Consider the following 18205-nt stretch of genomic DNA (forward strand, 5'->3'; position numbering starts at 1 on the left):
GAGGTGGCGAACCGCCTCTCTCCGAGGTCCGTCTCATGGCTTCCCTCCGGCTGCGCGGTTCGGTTCCGCCTTCTCAGCTCAGTTGCTCGGCCAGTCCGACGATGATGCCCTCCGGGCCGCGGAGGTAGCAGAGCAGATAGCTGCCCTCGAACCGGGCGATCTCGCCGACGAGTTCGGCGCCGTGAGGGCGCAGGCGGGCAACGGTGTCCTCGATGTCGTCGACGGCGAACATGACGCGGTGCGTGCCGAGAATGTTGTGCGGCCGGTTGCGCGGCCCGGCACTGATCACCGCGGGGCTGCGGTACTTCGCCAGCTCGAGCCGGCTGTGCCCGTCCGGGGTCCGGACCATGGCGATGTCGCAGTGGACGCCGTCGAGTCCGGTGCACCGGTCGGCGAAGGGGCCCTCGACCTCCGCCCTGCCCTCCAGCTCCAGGCCGAGTTCCACGAAGAACGCGATGGCGGCATCCAAGTCCTCGACGACGATGCCGACGTTGTCCATCCGCTGAATCGCCATGCTGCTCTCTCCTTCTTCCTCGTACGGCCGGGTGGCCGCTGATGTCCCTGGGACGGAGCGGGTGGCACGCTCTCGACATCCACAGACCGCCGAACTCCGAACTTCATTCGCAGCGGGCGGCACGGCGGACGCCCGTATGGGGTCCGCGCCTCTCGCTCTGAGCCGGATCAAGGAGCAGGGGACGAGCCGGCGGGGCCCCGCGGCGCCGCGGGCGCGTCTCAGGACGCCCACGACCATCCCTTGACCCTTCACAGGCGCGGTCATGACCGCGCATTCATCCCGTCTTCACCTGCGGTGATGCGTCTTTGACAGGATTCTCAACGGGCCTGTGAACGTCGGGAGTTCCGAGCGTCCGGGCTCGCTGCCCGCCCAGCGGATTCACATCGCCTCCCCTATCGACCGTTAAGGACACGAGTGTTCCCTCCCCGTCACACCGCCAGAGCGGCACGCGTCATAGGCACCTTCGGCGCCGCGGCCGCACTCTCCATCGGTATCGCTGACACGGCGTTGGCATGCAGTATCAGCGACTTCTCGGCAGCGGCCGTGTGCGACGCGGGCGGCACCGGCGTCATCCGCGTCACCGACCGGGACGGCTCCGGCACCCCGGCCACCGTCAAGCTGTACCTGCAGCTGAACATGCCCGGCGGCGAGCGGCTCGTCGACACCAGGACCATCGAGCACCCGACCGCGCAGGGCGTATCCGTCGATCTCACTCCCTCGGACTGGTACCCAGGGGGGACCTACCGGGTTCACGTCAAGGCGGGCGACCAGGTCGACGACGACATCCAGCCGATGACCGTCATCCCGGATGAAACCTGCGCGCCCTCCACCCCCTCCTCCTCGGCGTCCGCCACTACGCCCACGCAGCCCTCCTCGCCGTCCTCCACCGCCCCGGCCGCGACGCCGAGCCCGGCGCAGAGCAGCAGCGCAGCCGCCGCGCCGGGTGCGAGCAGCGCCCCGACCCCCGCGGGCGGCAGCTCCGGCCTTGCCGAGACCGGCGCGGGCAGCGGCACCACCGTGATCGCCGGCGCCGCCGCGGCCCTGGTCGTGACCGGCGGTGGCATGGTCGTTGCGTTGCGCCGCCGAGCGGTACGCGGCTCCTGACGGCACCTGCTCCCTCTTGAGGCCGAAGCACGATCGAGCGGCTGGGACCGGGCGGCGGCCGGCCTCATCGCGCCGGTAAGCGAGCCGGCTCCCGTCTCGGTCGGGCCCCGCCGTCCGCGGCGGGGCCCTTCGACGTTGCCCGTCCCGGGTTCCGTCTCAGCTGGTTCTCTCTTCGGCTCCGGGCGACTCCCAGCGGGCCTGTCCTGGCACTTCGGTACGTAGCCAACGAGCAAGCACGGAGAAATCGGTCTCGGTGAGGCCCTCGGCCGGGTCGACACGGTGGAGCAGTGAGGGTCCTGGGTGCTGCGCGGCGACCCAGAGTCGGTCCACGGCGCTGATCTCGTCGTCGACCCAGATGAAGGGGCGGTGACCGGCCCACTCCACGAGGGGGCGCGTCTTCCAGTGCAGGCCGTGCGGGCCGACGTCGGTGGAGGGCTCGGGCCACTCCACGACCGGCAGCCTGGGCAGGCCGATCCGCGCGGCGACGGACTCGTTGGCCTCCTCTATCCATGTAGAGGCCCACACCAGATCGCATCCGAGCGCCATCAGGCGCGGCCCGAGGGCGCGGTCGAGCCGTCCGAGCAGTGGGTTCCCCCCGTCGGGGACCGCTCCGGGGCCGGAAGCGGGAGCCTGAAGCCCGCCGGGCGACGCACCGAACGGGATGAGCGGTCCGTCGACGTCCAGGAAGAGGATGGGGCGCTCCACCGAGTGGGTCACGGCTGCACGATAGCCCTGCGTGGCAGAGCGTCAGCGCCCATGTCGGCGTGTGCGGGGGCCTCTCCGCCTGGGCGCCTTGCCTCCTTGCCGCCCGAGCGCCCGGCCGACTCGCCCGCCTCGCCGCCTCGGCCGAAGAACGTACACAGCACAGCGTGAGGTTGTCGCCCGCCGAGGGGCGTCCGGCCAGATCACCTGACGGCCGGTCTGCCGACGGGAGGTCCACGGCGTACCCGCTTCCCGTCGACTCCGTCCGCCGCGAGCGCATCCACGGCGGCCCCCGGCGGCGAATGAGCCCGGGCGCGCAGGTGCTCACGTCCGTCCCGACCACGAGAACGGCCCGTTCACTCAGCCATGTACGACGAGAACACCCGTCAACTGTCCGTGACCTGGCCGCCGGGGGCGCCTCGATGAAGGGAATCGTCCGCGGCTACTGGTGCGAGTGCCGGACCGAGGACCTCGCCGCGGGCGGTCCGCCGGCGCTGCTCGCGTCGATGGACGCCTACTCGGCCGCGCAGGCCGACCGGTGGATGGCGGTCGCCCTGCGCACCATCACACCGGCGCTCGGACCCGCCGCGGCGGACGAGGCCTGGGACTGGCTGTACGACGGCCGCATCGAGATGCGCCAGGCCCTGCTGCGCTCGGAACCGTGTTCGGTGTCGGTCGACAACAAGGCCACCCGGCTCACCTGGACCGCCCGCCCCGTCCTCTTCCTGCCCCTCGCGCACCGCGAGGGGGCGGGCTCTCCGGACTGCGCCGCCAGGCGCACCCCCGGCACCGGCCGTCCGCATCCCCGTCCCCGTCCCCTGTAGGAACCTGCCCGGTACGGACGTACGGGGACTTGAAGGACCGCCCCGCGCGGGACCGGCGCCGGCGAGTACGCGCGAGGCGCGCCGTGACCTTTCCGCCACGCGCCCTGTTAGCGACTCTGCCCGCCGCCACCTGCGCCAGGGAAGCCCTCATGACGATGACCAGGCCGTGTCCGGCGGTGTACCCGTGACCACGACGGTTCCGAGCCCCAACGCGGTCGACGGCTGCTTCCTCAGCTACGAGCGGGACGAGCCCCGGTTCCGGCCCTATGTCGGGGCGGTCCTGGAGGTGACCGGCTCCTGCCCGGGTCCGGGCCCGGTGCGCGAGCAGATCGCCGACCGCGTGGACCGCATGCCGAGCCTCGCCTGCAGGGTCACCCGGCAGGGCCGCCGGACGGTCTGGGAGCTCGATCCCGGCTTCGACCCGCGCCGCCATGTGCACGAGATCGTCGTGGAGGAGGGCCTCCCCTCGCTCGGCCGGGCCGTGGACGCGCTGCTCGGTGAGCCGATCGGCGCCGGCGCGCCCCGCTGGGGGGTCTGGCTCATCCACGGCTACTCCCCCGACGCATACGCGCTGTTCTACCGCGCCCACCACGCCGCCCAGGACGGCCAGGCGGTGCTGGACGCGCTCACGACCCTGTTCGGGGTGGGTCCCGCCGTTCCTCCCCGCCAGGCCGTGGACGAAGCGATCGGCGGCCGTGGCACCGGCGGGGCACGGGACCCGCTCGCGTGGGTGAGGAACATCCCGGCGCGGGCGATCGCGCAGAACGCGGCCGACACCGTACGCGGTCTGCGGTCCACCCTGACGTGGGCGCCGCACCGCCCCCTCACCGGCCGGACCCGGCTGCTGTCGGCGGCCGTGCCGGTGTCCTGGCCCCGGGACGTCGCGAAGGCCCTCGGGGCCACGCCCAACGACGTCTGTCTGGCCGCGCTGGCGGAGGCGGTACGGGACTGGGTGCCCGAGGAGTGGCGGGCCCGCCCCGGGCGCGGCCGGGAGCTGCACGTGGGAATGCCGGTCAGTCTCCGCCGGCCGGAGGAGCGGTTCGCGGTGGGCAACAGGGTCTCCGCGGTGCGCGTTCCGCTGTCCTACTGGGCGAAGTCGCCCGCCGACCGGGTGGTCGCCGTCGCCCGCGCGACCCGCCGGGTCAGGACCGAGGGAATGCGCCGGGTACTGCGGGCACAGCTGGAGTGCCTTCCGCAGTGGCTCGTCTACCGCTTCGTCCGGCAGTCCTGTGCCGCGAGCAGCGCGGTGGACACCTCCGGGCTGCTGCGCGTTCCCCGCCGGCTGGCGGTCGGGGCGGATCCGGTCGAGGGGGTGGTGCCCACCCTGTTCCTGCACGGCGACCACCTCTTCGCGGTGTCGTTCCTCTCCTACCAGGGACGGGTCCGGGTGAGCTTCACCGTCGACCGGGCACTGGACGACGTCGGTGATCTCGCCGCCCTGTGGGCCGGAGCCGTCGAGCGGCTGTGGCGCGACGTCACCGTCAGCCCCGCCGACCCCCTGGGCCCTGCCGGTCACGCCGGTCACGCCGGTCACGCCGGTCACGCCGGTCACAGAGATTCGTACGCGTCCCGTACCGGGGAGAACTCATGAGCACGACCGGCCGTGAAGGGTCCACCGCCCTGGTCACCGGCGCCAGTTACGGCATCGGCGCCGACATCGCCCGCGCCCTCGCCGCCCGCGGCCACCACCTCGTCCTGGTGGCCCGCAGCGCCGATCCCCTGGACCGGCTCGCGGCCGCCCTCGAAGCCGAGTACGGGATCGGTGCCCGCCCGCTGGCCGCCGACCTGAGCACCGAGGCCGGCATGGAGCTGGCCGCCGCGCACGCGGGCGACGCCGACATCCTCGTCAACAACGCCGGTGCGGGACTCGGCCTGTCCTTCGAGCGCACGGCGTGGGAGGAGGAGCGGCGGATGCTCGCCCTCAACGTCGTGGCCCCCTCCCGGCTCGTCCACGCGGCGCTGCCCGGAATGCTCGGCCGGGGCCGCGGACGAATCCTGAACGTCTCCTCGGTGGCCGCCACCGCGCCGGTCTGGCAGGGCACTTCCTACGGCGCCTCGAAGGCGTACGCCCTGGCGCTGACCGAGTCGCTGGCCCACACGCGCCGTATCCGCAGCTCGCCGGTGGCGCTGACCGCCCTCGTACTGGGGCACACCGTCTCGGAGTTCCACGAGCGGGCCGGTATCCCGCCGTCCCCTCCGTCGCTCACCCTCGCCTCGCCGTACGTCGCCGAGCGGGCGGTGCGGGCCATCCTCCGGCGCCGCCCGCCCGTCGTCTGCGTGCCGAGCGTCCGCTACAAACTGCTGGCCGGGCTGCTGCGTCATCTCCCGCGCCGGGTCGTCGCCCTGCCCCACCTGGCCGACGACTTCACCGTCACCTCGTACGAGGCGCCACGCCCGCCGTACGGGGCCGGGGAGCCGCGGACCGGCGGGCGGGAGTCAGCCTGGGGTGACGGCCAGGACGGCGTTCTGCCCGCCGAAGCCCACGGACAGCGAGAGCGCCAGCCCTAGCCTTCCCCGGCGGCTCCCGGTCGGGATGTCGAGGTCGATCGCCGGATCGGGTTCCTCCAGGTTGGCCGTGGGCGGAACGAGACCCTGTTCGACGGCGAGAACGGTGAACGCCGCCTCCACCGCGCCCGCCGCTCCCAGCAGGTGCCCGGTCACCGGCTTGGTGGACGTCACCGGCGGGCGGTGCGGGAAGAGCCCGGCCAGCACAGCGGCCTCCGCCCGGTCGCCGGCCGGGGTCCCGGTGCCGTGGGCGTTGACGTGGGTCACGTCGCGCGCGCTCGCGCCGGCCTGTGCGAGGGCCTCGCGGACGGCCGTGCCGAGTCCCGTGCCGTCGGGATGAGGCCGCACCACGTGGTGCGCGTCCGAGGAGGCGCCGTAACCCGTGATCCGGGCGCGGGTCCGGGCACCGCGGGCCCGGGCGTCGGCGGTGCGCTCCAGGACCAGCATCCCGGCCCCCTCGCCGATGACGAAGCCGTCCCGCCGCCGGTCGAAGGCGCGCGGCGCTCCGGTGGGGTCGTCGAAGCGGTGGGACAGCGCGCCGATCCGGTCGAACCCGGCGACGTAGAACGGTGTGATGGCGGCGTCGGCGCCACCGGCCAGCGCGATGTCGCACCGGTCCAGGGTCAGCAGGTCCCGTGCCATGCCGAGGGCGGTCGCACCCGACGCGCAGGCGGTGTTGACCGTGCAACTGGCGCCCGAGGCACCGAACTCGATGGTCAGCTGGGCGGCCAGGGAGTTGCCCAGGGCGGCGGGCACCGCGTACGGCGACATGTCCTGCGGGCCGGCCGCCAGCAGCGCGCGGTGCTCGGACTCCAGGGTCTGGGCGCCGCCGGTGCCGGAGCCCACGATCACCGCGACGCGCGCGCCGTCCCACCGCGCCGGGTCCAGCCGGGCGTCGGCCAGCGCCTCCCGCGCGGCGAGCAGGGCCAGCTGCGCGCAGCGGTCGGGCCTGCGCGCCCGGGCCCCGCCGAGCCGGACCGGGTCGAAGCCGCCCACCCGGCAGGCCAGGTGGGCCGGAAACGTCTCCTGCTCCCCCGCCAGTACGGCGGTCGGCAGTCCCTTGCAGACCCGCTCCCAGCCGGGGGCCCAGCCGTCGCCGGCCGGGGTCACCAGTCCGAGGCCCGTGACGCAGACATCCTGTCGCCCGGTCATACGGAGGTCACCTGGCTCCGACGAGGGCGGCCACGTCCGCGACGGTGTGGGTGGCGCCGATCTCCTCCTCCGTCACCGCCACCCCTTTCTCGCGGCGCAGGACCAGGGCCAGTTCGACGACGGCGATGGAATCCAGGCCCGCTTCCTCGCGCGTGGCGTCCGGGCTGATGTCATCCTCGGAAAGCCCAAGAGAAACAAGAACGTTTTTGAGTTCTTCGTATGACACTTTTTCTCCGTCGCGTGGATGGCAGAGCAGACACCTCAAAGTACCATCTCCAAGGGAACCGAATTCTCCGAGAGAATTAATGCGACAGGCGAGCGATGGGCGAACGCAGGAATGGATATTCTGGAAAAGTGCCGGCCGTGGACCGCGGAGCATCTGCGGGCGACGGGACGGGACTGCTACTTCCGGGCGATCGGCGACACGTTCGACGGCACGGAGGCCGATTTCGAGGGCCGTCGGGTGATCGTCGCGGCCTCTCACGACTACCTGGGCCTCTCCGCGGAGCCCCGGGTGCGTGAGGCCGCCGTCGCCGCCGTACGGCGCTTCGGCACCTCGCTGGGAGGGTCCCGGGCGGTGAGCGGCTCGCTGGAACTGCACGAGGAACTGGAGAACGATCTGGCGGCGTTCCTGGGCCACGAGGCGGCCGCCGTTCTTCCCTCCGGATATCAGGCGAATTTGATGCTCGCCCCTCTCCTCGGGGACGGGGACACGGTATTCAGCGACTTTTCCAATCATGTTTCACTGGAAGAGGCCGTCCGTCTCGGCAGGGCGAACGAACGCAAATTCCTGCACGGCAACCTCGATCACCTGGAGGAATTGCTCAGCACCGCCGACGGAATCGGAAACGGAAACGGAGGAGCCGGAACCCGAGGGGACGGAAGCGGAACCGGCGGGAAATTGATCCTCACGGACGGGGTCTTCTCGGTGGACGGGGACGTCTGCGACCTTCCCGGCCTCATGAAGCTGGCGGACGCCCACGGAGCACGGGTCGTCGTCGACAGCTCGCACGACCTCGGGGTGCTCGGCCCGACCGGAGCCGGCGCCGGCGAGCACTTCGGACTGCGTCCGGACCTTGTCACCAGCGCCCTGTCCAAAAGCCTGGCCTCGGTGGGCGGGGTGATCGCCGGCCCCGCCGACGTGATCCGCTATCTGCGGTTCCACGCGCGGACGGCGCTGTTCACCGCGGCGGCCTCACCGGCCAACGTCGCCGCCGCGCTGGCCGCGCTGCGGCTCCTGCGCGCCGAACCCGAACGGCGCGTACGGGTCTTGGATCTCGCCGAGCGGCTGCACAACGGCCTGCGCGCGCTCGGCTTCGACACCGGGGCGTCCGTCACGCCGGTGGTGCCGGTGCTGGTGCCGGGGCGCGAGCAGTGCATGCGCATGTGGCGGGAGCTGTTCGAGGCCGGAGTGTTCGCCGCGCCCATGGTCCACCCGGTCGTCAGGACCGGCCGTGAGGTGCTGCGGATCACCCTCACCGCCGCGCACACCGATGACCAACTCGCGCGGGTCCTGGCCGCGTTCGAGCACGTGGGCCGCGTCGAGGGGGTCATCCCCGGCTCCGCGCCGGCCTCGCACACCCCGGTACGGATCGCCCGCCCGCGCGGCCCGCGGACACTGACCGCCACGCACGACGGGAGGCCCCTCGGTGCGGGGGTGCGGCGGCCCACCCCTTAGGCGGCGGACGTACTTCTCAGGCGGGGGACGTACCCGGTGCCGTTCCCGGTGCCGCGGATCAGCCGATCCTCACGGTCTTCGAGACGGTGACCTGGTCGATGTCGGTGGTGCGGACCGTCGCCTTCATCGTCCAGGTGCCGGCCACCGGGAGGGTGACGCCGTCGGCCCCCCAGTAGCCGCCCCGGTTCGCCAGTTCCGCGTCGATCGGGCCGATCCGCTGGGACTCCAGGGTGAAGGTGAGGCGCAGTTCGGGCACGGTCGCGATCCCTCCGTCGGGGCCGAAGATCACGGCCTGCACGGAGTTCTCGCCCACCCGGCCCGGTGCCAGTTCGATCTGCACCTTGCCGTGACCACCCGGTGTGCCCACGTCGAACGGAATGATCGTCGCGGCCCCCGCCGACTGCCCCGCGGCCGCGGTTGCCGAGGCCGCGGCGGCCTCGGTGGCCGCCCGGCCCGGCTGGGTCCCCGTGAGCAGGGTGGTGATCACCAGTACGACGATGCCGACGGTGACCTCGGCCAGGACCGAGCCCCGCAGGGCCCGCCGGTAGCGGGCGGTCTCGTCGGAAGGAGGCGCGTCCGGACCCGGGCCCGCACCCGGACTGCCGGAGGTGCCCTCCGCGTCGGCCGCACCGTCGTCGGCGCCGGCGGACGCGCCACCCGTCGTCGAAGCGCCGGACGACACGACCCCGGAGCCGGTCCCGCTGCCGTCCGCGACGACCGGTGCCCCGCCGCTGCCCACGACCGCCGGCGCCCCGACGGTCTCCGGCACGCGCTCGGCCACCGCCACCGCCACCGCGGCGCGCTCCTGCGCCGCCGCCATCAGCCGGCCCGCCCAGCGTCGCGAGTACGCCGCCCCCGCCAGCAGGCACAGCACCGCGATCAGCTTGGCGACGAGGATGCGGCCGTACGAGGTCGAGGTGAGGGCGTCCCAGGAGCCGAGGCCGCGCCAGGACTGGTAGACGCCCGTGACGACCAGGACGGCGACGGAGGCGAGGGCGAGCCGGGAGAAGCGGTTGACGGTGGCCGCGGGGAGCGGTTCGGCCGACCGGTACAGCGCGGTCAGCAGCGCCGTCAGTCCGCCCAGCCACACCGCCATGGACAGCAGGTGCAGGACGGAGGAGACCATCGCGACGGGTACCTGGACGCCGGCGGACGCGTGCTCGGCGGCGGCCCAGGTGACGGCGAGGGAGACGGTGAGCAGCGCGCCGAGCGCGAGGACGCCGCGCTCCCTCCGGTCCGCGCGTACCGGGTAGAAGGCCACCGCCGCCAGCAGCACCAGCCGGGCCAGCAGGGTGAGACCCGGCCTGCTGACCAGTGTCTCGTTCAGGACGGACGGGTCGAGGGCGTCCGCGGGGCCGCTGCCGCGTTCGTAGGGGCCCCGCAGCAGGAGCAGCGCGAAGGTCGAAAGGAACAGCGTCCACCAGCCCGCGAGGAGCAGTCGCCGTACCGGGCCCGGGAATCCGCAGACCAGGACGAAGGCGGCGGCCCCGATGAGCAGGGCGAGACCGCCGTACGCGACATAGCGCGCGAGGTCGTAGAGCGTGGCGGAGACCTTGTCCCCGGCGGGGTCGACGGGGACCGGCGCGACGGTCGCGGAGGGTTTGCCGATGGAGAAGGTGAAGGCGCCGGAGACCGGATGGCTGTCCGCCGAGACGACCCGCCAGGCCACGGTGAAGGTGCCGGTGCCGAGGCCCTTGGGCAGGGTCACGCGGGCGGTGTCCGACCGTCCGTCCGCGTGCCCCGGCTCGCCGGTGTGGACGCGCCGGTTGTCCGGGTCCAGCACGCGGAAGGAGTCGTCGAGGAGCCCGACCGACTCGGTGAACGTCAGGGTCACCTGGCGGGGAGCCGTCTTCAGCACGCTGCCGTCCTGGGGATCGGCACCGGTCAGCGCCGCGTGGGCGGACGCGCCGCCCACACCGCCGAAGAGGACCAGAACCAGCACCGTGCCCAGCAGGGCCAGGCCCCGGGCCACGCGCCGTCGCTCCCGTCGCTCCCGCTGTCCTCGTCCGCTCACACGCCGTCTCCGTCTCCGCGTTTCCCGAGTCACGGATACGTACGGACGAATCCGGCGCCGTGCTCACTCCACCGGCGATGCGCCCGATTCGGCCGGGGCGCCCGGGGTGCCCGGGGTGCCGGGCGAACCCGTCCCGAACACCGCTTCCCGGTGCAGGAAGGCGAGCCGGGCGCGCTTCTCGGGCAAGTAGACCCCGGGAAGGTCGATTTCGGGAAGCACGATCTCGGGGCCCGGTTCGAATCCCTGCCGGACCAGGCGGGAGATGGCCTTCGCGTTGCGTGCGTCGGGTTCGACCACCACCCGCCGCCGGTCGAGGCCGATCAGCACATAGGCGGTGAAGGCGGTCAGCAGCTTCGAGGACCAGCCCGGCCGGGCGCCCTCGGTGCCCGCCGGGCCGATCAGCAGATGGACCCCGATGTCGCCGGGCTCGACGTCGTAGCACTCGCTGACCCGGTCGGCCCCGGGCTCGTACGTCTGGAAGAGCGCGGCGGGCTCGCCGTCCTTGACCACGAGGAAGGCGTGGTGGGTGTCGAGCGAGTCGAGGTGGAGGTAGGTCTCCAGGACCTGTTCCCTGGTGAACCCGGTCATGCCCCAGAATCCGGCGCGCTCCTGTGTCACCCACCGGTGGATGACGTCCAGGTCGGCGGAAGGGTCGACGGGCAGGACGCGGACGGTGCCGAAGCCGTCGATCTCCTCTTCGTGGACGGCCTCGCGGGCGGACGCGTACGGCTCAGTAGTCATGGTTCTCCTCGTTGTCCCGGACGGATTCCGAGGTGTCGGGCGGGGCCGTCTCCCGTTCCTCGGTCAGCCGGCTCCAGTCGGTGCGGACGGGAATCAGCTCTCCCCTCAGCCACAGGGGGAGTTGGTCGCGGTGATGGGCCGAGCCGGGAACCCCGGAGGCACCGAACGGCACCACCCAGAGGCTGTTGTCGCGGTCGGCGAGGTCCCAGACGTAGCGGGCGGCCGGGCCGCGCGCGCTCAGGTCGGTGAGGCCGGGGACGGCCGAGGTGGACAGCACGCAGTCGTGGTCGCCGGCCAGCCCCGGTTCGTCGTACGCGTCGCCCGCCAGCGCCCGCCAGGGGGCGAGGCGGTGGCTGTCGCCCCAGACTCCGAGCGGCCGCGCGGCCGCCTCCTCGACGGCCGCGCGCACGAGGCCGGCACGGTCGATGCCGTACAACTCCTCGGCCCTGAGCAGACTTTCGAGGGCGAAGCCGATGCGGGGGAGCAGGGCGAGCCAGGGGCGGAGGACCTCGGGATACTCGGGCGGGTCGGCCAGTGCGGCAAAGACGGGGTGGGCCGCGAGCCGTCGTACGACCCCGCCGCGGACCGCCGCGTACGCCGCCGCCCCCGCGCTGTCGGCCTCCATCCGGCGGTCCCAGAGCAGCAGCCGGTCGCGCAGGGCCGCCGCCCGCGGGGTCAGTCCGTCGAGAGTGGCGAGGAGGTCCAACAGGGGTGCGGCGGAGGCGAGATGGGTGTCCATGTGGACAGCCGCCATGTCCGGGGCCGGCCAGGCCGTGCGGGAGGCGAGCAGGTCGCGGATGCGCGCGGCGCGGTGCGGCGGGGCGAACTCGACGCCGAGCGGGGTCGCGGGGCCACGCTGGTTGGCCATCACGGCGATGCCGTCCTCGACGGTTCCGTACGGCATCTCGTGCCAGCCCCGCCACTCGTGTCCGGGCTCCCAGGCGGCGACGATCCGGGTGCGGTTGTCCTCGTCGCGGACCGGAACCCGGCCCGCGACCCGGTGCAGCACCGCGCCCGTGGTGTCGGCGGCCTGGACGACGTTGACGGGCTCGGCCCAGAGGTCGAACGCCCGGTCCACGTCGGCGACTTCGCGGGCCCGCAGAAGCGGGAGCAGGGCGCTGAAGCCGAGGTCCCCGGTGACGCGGGGCGGGTAGCGGAGGCTGATGGGGCCGACCGCGCCGCGGCCGTCCGCGTCTCTTCCGCTCCCCTCGGCTCCCGCGTCGCTCCCCTCGGCCGTGCCGTGGTCCGTCTCGCTTCCGCCCATGACGACCAGCCCCCTCGCGGTCTCGATCACCTCGACCTCGACCGGTGCGCCGCCCGCGACCTCGACCGTCTCCACGTGCCGGGTCACCGGCCGCCACTGACCGTCCGGGTCCAGCGCCTCCAGGTCCTCGCCTCCCGCTCCGGCCGGGCGCAGCCGCTCCCGGTACAGGTCCTGGTAGTCGGCCATCGCGTTGGTGATGGCCCAGGCGACGGTGCCCGTGTGGGCGAAGTGGGCGATGCCCGGGACGCCGGGGACGGCGAGGCCGACGACGTCGAACTCGGGGCAGGAGAGATGGATCTGCTGGTAGACGCCGGGGTCCTCGATGAAGCGGTGGGGGTCGCCCGCGATGACCGGCCGTCCGGTGACGGTCCGTTCGCCGGTGACGAGCCAGCCGTTGCTGCCGGAGGTGCCGGGCCCGTCGGTGGCGAAGAGCCCCACGGCGTCGGCGCCGAGCCGCCGGACGACCTGCTCGCGCCAGAGCTTGGCGGGGAAGCCGGCGAACAGGATGTGGGTGGTCAGCCAGACACCGAGCGGGGTCCAGGGCTCCCAGCGGCCCGGTACGAGTCCGGAGCGGGCGAACTCCGGTGCGTGGCGGGCGCCTTCGGCGAGCCCTTCGTTGACCCCTTCGACGTACGAGACGACCCACTCGGCGGTCTCCGGGTCCCGTTCCTCCAGGGCGGCGAAGCAACGCCTCGCGGTGCCGTCGAGCCGGGCCCGGCGGGCGAACACGTCCCAGGCGGCTTCCCCCGCGCCGAGGAACGTGGCGGAGGTGCCCTGCGAACGGTGCCGTTCGACCTCCAGCTGCCAAGCGCGGTCGACGGCGGTGATACGGCCCTGGGCGCGGGCGAGTTCGAGCGCGCTCGCGGCGCGCAGGTGGGGGATCCCCCAGGGGTCACGGCAGAGCTCGGCGTTCATGATCCATCCCCACTGTTCTCAGGTTAGGCTAACCTAACTACCGTTGCGAAATCGTACGCGAGGGGTGGGGACAGGATGGGCCAGGGGCACGGCTGGGAGGGCGCGGTACTCAAGCTGCTGCGCGGCAAGGACTTCACGTTCACCGTGATCGGGGCCGAGGACGTCACCCCGCACTACCGGCGGCTGCGCCTCACCGCCGGCGGCATGCTCGCGGCGACCGGGGTGCATCCCACGCTGTGGGTCCGGCTGTGGTTCGACGACGCGGGCAAACCGCACCAGCGGGCGTACACGCTGGTCGACCCCGATCCGGCCGCCGGCACCTTCGGTCTGGAGTTCGCGCTGCACGAGGGCCGCGCCTCGGACTGGGCGCGGGCGGCCCGTCCCGGCGACACCATCGAGGCGACGGTCCACGGCACCGCGTTCACGGATCCGGACCCGGCCCCCTCCCATGTCTTCGCCGTCGCCGACCCGGCCTCGCTCCCCGCCCTCAACTCCCTGCTGGACGCGATGGGGCAGGCCCCGGCGACGATCTGGTTCGAGACGGACCACGGCGTGGACGGGCTCCCCTTCCGCACCGCTTCCGCCCGCCACACCGTCCGCCCGGTGCCCCGCCGCGACCGGGGCGCCCACCTCGTCGCCGAGGTCAAGGCGGACCTCCCCGGCCTCCTCGAGGGCGAGTCGGACCCGTACGTCTGGATCGCCTGCGACACCGCCACGACCCGCTCCCTGACGACGTACGTCCGCAAGGAGCTCGCCCTCCCCAAGCAGCGGGTCAACGCGATGGGCTACTGGCGTACGACCTGAACGGTGCCCCGCGCGAGGACGGTGCACCGCGCGAGGAGGCGCCGGGGCCGTCCGCGCCGGATCATCGACGCATGAACATCAGCCTTCACATCGCCCAGGATCCCGACGCCGACGAACTGCTCGGCCGCAGCCCGCTCGCCGCCCTGGTCGGAATGCTGCTCGACCAGCAGGTACCGATGGAGTGGGCGTTCAAGGGACCCCGCACGATCGCCGAGCGCCTCGGCACGGACGACCTGGACGCGCACGAGATCGCGGCGTACGACCCGGAGAAGTTCACCGCGCTGCTCTCGGCGAAACCGGCCGTGCACCGCTACCCCGGCTCGATGGCCAAGCGGATCCAGCAACTGTGCCAGTACCTCGTGGAGCACTACGACGGAGACGCCGCCGCCGTCTGGAAGGACGCCGGCACCGGCGCGGAGCTCCTCCGGCGCCTCAACGAGCTGCCCGGTTTCGGCGCCCAGAAGGCCCAGATCTTCCTGGCCCTCCTCGGCAAACAGCTCGGCGTACACCCCAAGGGCTGGCGCGAGGCGGCGGGCGCCTACGGCGAACCGAAGGCGTTCCGCTCGGTCGCCGACATCACCGGACCCGAGTCCCTGGCGAAGGTGCGGGCCCACAAACAGGAACTGAAGGCGAAGGCCTCCGGCGGATGACCGGCACCGTCCGCCCGGGCCGTGCCGGCGCCCGGGCCCGCGCCGTTCCCGGGGGCTGCCGCCCCCGGACCCCCGCTCCGGCCTGAACGGCCTCGTCCTCGAACGCCGGACGGGCTGAAAGACATGCCCCTGGCCCGAACATACCTACGAGGACCGCCACCTCCGGCCCGTCCGGCCTGAACGGCCTTGTCCTCAATCGCCGGACGGGCTGGGGGTGCGGGCCGGCGCTGAAAGCCTGACGCCCGAGCCGGAACGATCCAGCACGGGCGTGCACCATCCAGCACCAGCCCGCGTCTCCACAGACGGCCGAACTCTCCAGCACCGGCCCGCACCTCCACCCGACGGCCGAACTCTCCAGCACCAGCCCGCACCACCACCCGACGGCCGAACTCTCCAGCACCAGCCCGCACCACCACCCGACGGCCGAACTCTCCAGCACCAGCCCGCACCACCACCCGACGGCCGAACTCTCCAGCGCAGGCCTCCATCTCCACCCGACGGCCGAACTCTCCAGCACCAGCCCGCACCACCACCCGACGGCCGAACTCTTCAGCGCAGGCCCGCACCTCCAGCCCGTCCGGCGTTTGAGGACGAGCCCTTCGGGCGAGCGGGGGTCCAGGGGCGGCAGCCCCTTGGCAGGGGATCCGGGGGGCGGAGCCCCAGGGATGGGCCGGGTAGGGGCGGCGGGGGCGAGCGAGGGGCCACCGGCGCAGCCCCCGGCAGGGTCCCGTGTGGGCCACCCCACTGGCGGACCGCCCCCCACAGCCGAAGCATGAGACAGAACCGCGGCACCCGACACCGCCCCCACCGTCAACCACACGCCGCGCCCGTACGCCATGAGGGCGTATCTCCCCGCCGCCGGATGAACCAACCTCCCGCTGAGGGGACATGACCTGACATGAGTCCCGCCCCGTCGCGCCGCCGCCCGCATCCGTGGCGCCGGCACGCGTGGATGCGGGTCCTGGCGCTGCTCGTCGTCACGTTCCTCGCCGCGGGCGCGCAGGCCGAGGCGCTCTCCGCGTCGGCCCCCGTGGCGGTCGCCGACGTCTCCGGCCACTGCTCCGAACACGACGCACCCGACACGGCGCTCCGTCCGCCCGGCCGGCCCGAACACGGCCGCGTCACCCCGCCGCACCCCACCCCCGGCACCGCCGGACACCCGGACCACGCGTCCCGGCCCCGCCCCGTGGCGGCTTCGCCCTCTCCCGTCCCGCCCGCCCTGCGCTCGGTGGTCCTGCGCTGCTGACAGACCCGGTCGGTCAGCAGATCAGGTACCAGCGAACGCAAGGACACAGTCATGCCCAACGACCCGTACGCGGTCCTGCGCGCCCTGCTGCGCGCGGAAGCCGCACGCAACACGCCCAAGCCGAACCAGGACGCCCTCCGGCCGCACGGACCGGACGAGGGCCGGGACGCCGCGTCCCCGTCGTCTCTGACCTCCCCGGCTGTCGCACCGAGGAAGGGCGGGCGCGGCTAGGCGCCCACAGAGACAGGGGACGGCCGTCCGCACCGGACGGCCGTCCCTGGGGCATGTCCTCCCCTTCCCGTGGCGCCCTCCCCGTCCCGTCGCGCCCCTCCCGTCGGCGGGCACGCCGGGGGAGTCCTACCGCCTGCGGCGAGCCGTCCCGAAGAGGGAGCGGGTGATCTCCCGCCCGATCTGCGTCCCGACCGACCGCGCCAGGGACTTGAACACACCGCTGGTGACTACCTGCTCGACGACCGACGTCTCCTTCTTGGGACCGCCCTTCGCCGGCGTCCTCCCGGGCGAGGGCTCGACCTCCGCGGCAGCCCGCGCGCGTGCGGCCTCCTGAGCGGTGAGTTTCTCGTACGCGGACTCGCGGTCGACCGCCTGCGCGTACCGCCCGTACAGCGAGGACTCCCGCGCCGCCCGGTCCAGCGCGGCCGCGTCGACCGGACCCATCAGGGACCGCGGGGCCCGCAGCCGGGTCGCCGCGACCGGCGTCGGCGCGCCCTTCTCGCTCAGCACGGTCACCACGGCCTCGCCGATACCGAGCGCGGTGAGGACCTCCTCCAGGTCGTACCCGGAGTCCGGGAAGGTCCGCACCGTCGCCTTCAGCGCCTTCTGGTCGTCCGGTGTGAAGGCGCGCAGCGCGTGCTGGACACGGTTGCCGAGCTGCGCGAGGACGTCGGCCGGCACGTCCTTCGGGGTCTGGGTGACGAAGAAGACGCCGACCCCTTTCGAGCGAATGAGACGGACCGTCTGCGTGATGGACTCCAGGAAGGCCTTCGACGCGCCGGAGAAGAGCAGATGGGCCTCGTCGAAGAAGAAGACCAGCTTCGGCCGGTCGGCGTCGCCGACCTCCGGGAGGTCGTGGAAGAGGTCCGCGAGCATCCACATCAGGAAGGTCGAGAAGAGCTGCGGTCTGTCCTGGACCTCGGGGAGTTCGAGGACGGAGACCAGGCCGCGCCCGTCCGGCGCCGTCCGCAGCAGCGCACCGGTGTCGAACTCCGGTTCCCCGAAGAACGGGCTCATGCCCTGCGCCTCGAACGCGGTGATGGAACGCAGGATCACCCCGGCCGTCGCCGTCGACAGCCCGCCGATCCCCGTCAGCTCCTGCTTGCCCTCGTCCGAGCCCAGGAACGCGACGACCGCGCGCAGGTCCTTGAGGTCGACCAGTTCGAGGCCCTTCCGGTCGGCGTAGTGGAAGATCAGACCGAGGGACTGCTCCTGGGTCCGGTTGAGCTGGAGCACCTTCGACAGCAGCACCGGCCCGAAGCTGGTGACCGTGGCCCGTACGGGGATGCCGTGCCCCAGACCTCCGAGCGCGAGGAACTCGGCCGGGCAGCCGGCCGGCGTCCACGCCTGATGGAGCTCCTGGGCCCGCGCCCGCACCTTCTCCTGCGGCACGCCCGGCTCCGAGATCCCGGACATGTCGCCCTTGACGTCGGCCAGGAACACCGGCACCCCCTGGGCCGACAGCTGTTCGGCGATCAGTTGCAGCGTCTTGGTCTTGCCGGTGCCGGTGGCACCCGCGACCAGGCCGTGCCGGTTGAGCATGGGCAGCGGGATGCGGATCTGCGCGTCCGGCAGACACCGCCCGTCCCAGAGCAGGGCGCCCAGGTCGAGAGCCGGCCCGGCGAAGGCGTATCCGGCGGCGATCCTCAGGGCTTCGGCGGGCAGCGCGGCCCCGCCGCTCACCGCCTCCGGCCCGACGGCCGCGTCGCCGCTCACCCGATCAGGTGCAGCTGTCGGAGGCGTCCCCGACCCGGTGTCACTGTCACTCATGTCAGGCCTCTGTTCCCTGTTGCTTCCCGGTCCGGGTGTGCCCGGCAGGTTCCGGGCAGGCAGGGAGAGTTACCGGTTCGCCCGGATTTAC

General features: G+C 73.1%; 17 protein-coding genes. 9 read left to right on the forward strand and 8 right to left on the reverse strand.

Going from position 1 to position 18205, the window contains the following annotated elements:
• Positions 1–73 precede the first annotated feature (73 nt).
• Positions 74–514, reverse strand: a complete 441-nt coding sequence (locus tag OHB41_RS23295; RefSeq protein ID WP_266700156.1) for a VOC family protein — start codon at positions 512–514, stop codon at positions 74–76.
• A gap of 414 nt (positions 515–928) precedes the next feature.
• Between OHB41_RS23295 and OHB41_RS23300 the strand changes: the two genes are divergently transcribed.
• Positions 929–1618 (forward strand): LAETG motif-containing sortase-dependent surface protein, encoded by a 690-nt coding sequence (locus OHB41_RS23300; protein ID WP_266700157.1) that lies wholly within the window; start codon positions 929–931, stop codon positions 1616–1618.
• A gap of 156 nt (positions 1619–1774) precedes the next feature.
• On the opposite strand, the gene OHB41_RS23305 is transcribed toward OHB41_RS23300, so the two are convergent.
• On the reverse strand, positions 1775–2335 hold the full coding sequence (locus OHB41_RS23305) for an HAD domain-containing protein (RefSeq protein ID WP_266700158.1): 561 nt from the start codon (positions 2333–2335) through the stop codon (positions 1775–1777).
• A 407-nt stretch (positions 2336–2742) separates the two neighbouring features.
• Between OHB41_RS23305 and OHB41_RS23310 the strand changes: the two genes are divergently transcribed.
• The 3 genes from OHB41_RS23310 to OHB41_RS23320 all read left to right on the forward strand — a co-directional run bounded on the left by OHB41_RS23310 (position 2743) and on the right by OHB41_RS23320 (position 5652).
• Positions 2743–3144: a hypothetical protein gene (locus OHB41_RS23310; protein ID WP_266700159.1), complete on the forward strand. Its 402-nt coding sequence runs from the start codon at positions 2743–2745 to the stop codon at positions 3142–3144.
• A 184-nt stretch (positions 3145–3328) separates the two neighbouring features.
• On the forward strand, positions 3329–4735 hold the full coding sequence (locus OHB41_RS23315; RefSeq protein ID WP_266700160.1) for a wax ester/triacylglycerol synthase domain-containing protein: 1407 nt from the start codon (positions 3329–3331) through the stop codon (positions 4733–4735).
• On the forward strand, positions 4732–5652 hold the full coding sequence (locus OHB41_RS23320) for an SDR family NAD(P)-dependent oxidoreductase (RefSeq protein WP_266700161.1): 921 nt from the start codon (positions 4732–4734) through the stop codon (positions 5650–5652). Before OHB41_RS23315 ends, OHB41_RS23320 begins: the two co-directional genes overlap by 4 nt.
• Here OHB41_RS23320 and OHB41_RS23325 read toward each other — a convergent pair.
• On the reverse strand, positions 5581–6801 hold the full coding sequence (locus OHB41_RS23325) for a beta-ketoacyl-[acyl-carrier-protein] synthase family protein (RefSeq protein WP_266700162.1): 1221 nt from the start codon (positions 6799–6801) through the stop codon (positions 5581–5583). The genes OHB41_RS23320 and OHB41_RS23325 overlap by 72 nt on opposite strands.
• 7 nt (positions 6802–6808) lie before the next feature.
• Positions 6809–7027: an acyl carrier protein gene (locus tag OHB41_RS23330; RefSeq protein ID WP_266700163.1), complete on the reverse strand. Its 219-nt coding sequence runs from the start codon at positions 7025–7027 to the stop codon at positions 6809–6811.
• Positions 7028–7138: 111 nt separating this feature from the next.
• Here OHB41_RS23330 and OHB41_RS23335 point away from each other — a divergent pair, with 111 nt between their 5' ends.
• On the forward strand, positions 7139–8479 hold the full coding sequence (locus OHB41_RS23335; protein ID WP_266700164.1) for an aminotransferase class I/II-fold pyridoxal phosphate-dependent enzyme: 1341 nt from the start codon (positions 7139–7141) through the stop codon (positions 8477–8479).
• Positions 8480–8537: 58 nt separating this feature from the next.
• Here OHB41_RS23335 and OHB41_RS23340 read toward each other — a convergent pair whose 3' ends face one another.
• The 3 genes from OHB41_RS23340 to OHB41_RS23350 form a co-directional block, all read right to left on the reverse strand.
• Complete coding sequence (locus OHB41_RS23340) at positions 8538–10493, reverse strand: copper resistance CopC/CopD family protein (protein ID WP_266700165.1); 1956 nt, start codon at positions 10491–10493, stop codon at positions 8538–8540.
• A gap of 63 nt (positions 10494–10556) precedes the next feature.
• Positions 10557–11234, reverse strand: a complete 678-nt coding sequence (locus OHB41_RS23345) for a GNAT family N-acetyltransferase (RefSeq protein WP_266700166.1) — start codon at positions 11232–11234, stop codon at positions 10557–10559.
• Positions 11224–13413 carry a penicillin acylase family protein gene (locus OHB41_RS23350; RefSeq protein WP_266700167.1) on the reverse strand — a complete coding sequence of 730 codons (2190 nt, stop codon included), beginning with the start codon at positions 13411–13413 and terminating at the stop codon, positions 11224–11226. Before OHB41_RS23350 ends, OHB41_RS23345 begins: the two co-directional genes overlap by 11 nt.
• A 75-nt stretch (positions 13414–13488) precedes the next feature.
• Here OHB41_RS23350 and OHB41_RS23355 point away from each other — a divergent pair, with 75 nt between their 5' ends.
• From OHB41_RS23355 to OHB41_RS23370, 4 genes are all read left to right on the forward strand, one after another.
• Positions 13489–14217, forward strand: coding sequence for a siderophore-interacting protein (locus tag OHB41_RS23355; RefSeq protein WP_266700168.1), 729 nt, complete (start codon positions 13489–13491; stop codon positions 14215–14217).
• Positions 14218–14288: 71 nt separating this feature from the next.
• Complete coding sequence (locus tag OHB41_RS23360) at positions 14289–14867, forward strand: HhH-GPD-type base excision DNA repair protein (RefSeq protein ID WP_266700169.1); 579 nt, start codon at positions 14289–14291, stop codon at positions 14865–14867.
• Positions 14868–15765: 898 nt separating this feature from the next.
• Positions 15766–16113 carry a hypothetical protein gene (locus tag OHB41_RS23365; protein WP_266700170.1) on the forward strand — a complete coding sequence of 116 codons (348 nt, stop codon included), beginning with the start codon at positions 15766–15768 and terminating at the stop codon, positions 16111–16113.
• A gap of 51 nt (positions 16114–16164) precedes the next feature.
• Positions 16165–16344 (forward strand): hypothetical protein, encoded by a 180-nt coding sequence (locus OHB41_RS23370; RefSeq protein ID WP_266706576.1) that lies wholly within the window; start codon positions 16165–16167, stop codon positions 16342–16344.
• Positions 16345–16470: 126 nt separating this feature from the next.
• Here the strand turns inward: OHB41_RS23370 and OHB41_RS23375 are convergent, their stop codons facing one another.
• Positions 16471–18114, reverse strand: a complete 1644-nt coding sequence (locus OHB41_RS23375) for a helicase HerA-like domain-containing protein (protein WP_266700171.1) — start codon at positions 18112–18114, stop codon at positions 16471–16473.
• Positions 18115–18205 lie beyond the last annotated feature (91 nt).

It is taken from the genome of Streptomyces sp. NBC_01571, assembly GCF_026339875.1.
Classification (GTDB): Bacteria; Actinomycetota; Actinomycetes; order Streptomycetales; family Streptomycetaceae; genus Streptomyces.

Coding starts and splice junctions, on each gene's coding strand:
- OHB41_RS23310 (WP_266700159.1), top strand. CDS start 2,743: ATGAAGGGAATCGTCCGCGGCTACTGGTGCGAGTGCCGGACCGAGGAC.
- OHB41_RS23335 (WP_266700164.1), top strand. CDS start 7,139: ATGGATATTCTGGAAAAGTGCCGGCCGTGGACCGCGGAGCATCTGCGG.
- OHB41_RS23355 (WP_266700168.1), top strand. CDS start 13,489: ATGGGCCAGGGGCACGGCTGGGAGGGCGCGGTACTCAAGCTGCTGCGC.
- OHB41_RS23345 (WP_266700166.1), bottom strand. CDS start 11,234: ATGACTACTGAGCCGTACGCGTCCGCCCGCGAGGCCGTCCACGAAGAG.
- OHB41_RS23325 (WP_266700162.1), bottom strand. CDS start 6,801: ATGACCGGGCGACAGGATGTCTGCGTCACGGGCCTCGGACTGGTGACC.
- OHB41_RS23350 (WP_266700167.1), bottom strand. CDS start 13,413: ATGAACGCCGAGCTCTGCCGTGACCCCTGGGGGATCCCCCACCTGCGC.
- OHB41_RS23360 (WP_266700169.1), top strand. CDS start 14,289: ATGAACATCAGCCTTCACATCGCCCAGGATCCCGACGCCGACGAACTG.
- OHB41_RS23370 (WP_266706576.1), top strand. CDS start 16,165: ATGCCCAACGACCCGTACGCGGTCCTGCGCGCCCTGCTGCGCGCGGAA.
- OHB41_RS23375 (WP_266700171.1), bottom strand. CDS start 18,114: ATGAGTGACAGTGACACCGGGTCGGGGACGCCTCCGACAGCTGCACCT.
- OHB41_RS23320 (WP_266700161.1), top strand. CDS start 4,732: ATGAGCACGACCGGCCGTGAAGGGTCCACCGCCCTGGTCACCGGCGCC.
- OHB41_RS23365 (WP_266700170.1), top strand. CDS start 15,766: ATGAGTCCCGCCCCGTCGCGCCGCCGCCCGCATCCGTGGCGCCGGCAC.
- OHB41_RS23295 (WP_266700156.1), bottom strand. CDS start 514: ATGGCGATTCAGCGGATGGACAACGTCGGCATCGTCGTCGAGGACTTG.